Annotated in this window: 1 protein-coding gene; it reads right to left on the bottom strand. The window is 40.7% G+C overall.

Annotated features, from left to right (window positions below; all coding sequences use genetic code 11):
* Window positions 1-544: hypothetical protein (locus ACFILW_RS10665; protein WP_375685822.1), on the bottom strand; the 544-nt coding region annotated here is incomplete at its 3' end.
* Window positions 545-637 lie beyond the last annotated feature (93 nt).

Here is a 637-nt window from a genome sequence, read left to right as displayed (position 1 = left end):
CAAACCCATAGATAAACCATGGATGTTCCTCATCAACACTCTCGATCTCTGATAAACGCTGGGGGGAAAGAAGAAGTTGAATCTGATAAGCCGTATCCGGTGTAGGATAAAGATACAGTTTCCTATCAAAATAACTGTAACAAACCGGTGTTCCTGGCTGCTCTGATGACAACGAAGGCTCTAGAGCAAAAGGACTGCTCCGCTCCAATTCAAGCTTATGATGTTGATCCAAACTCAAATAAACGCTTTTGATTTTCACAGCTGTTTCAAGAGGACGGGTATCGCTTGCATCATAAGCACCCTGCCCCACCCGTGTTTGAAACGTAACATCACGGCTTTCGTTAAAGTAAAAACTTTCCCTCTCACAAAAACGAATAGCAGCAAAAATACTTTCTTGGATTTGTGCTACATACTCATCCGTGATGTCATCAATCTCATCTTGGATAACCGACACCAAGTGCGAAAGCGTTTTTCTATGACGATAAACATTTTGACTAGCCGGTATTGGTCCGCCTGTCCTAACCCGAATATAATGACGCGTCATCAAAATACCTTTTCAGAGAAAAATTTTCTTGACATTATCCTCATTTGCATAAAATACATACTTTATGCATTATATGCATAATGCCTATTAGCG

This window comes from Bartonella sp. TT110JLCBS, assembly GCF_042193405.1.
Lineage (GTDB): Bacteria > Pseudomonadota > Alphaproteobacteria > Rhizobiales > Rhizobiaceae > Bartonella.
The sequence above is the reverse complement of the archived record's forward strand: the minus strand, read 5'-3'. Positions and strand labels throughout refer to the sequence as shown.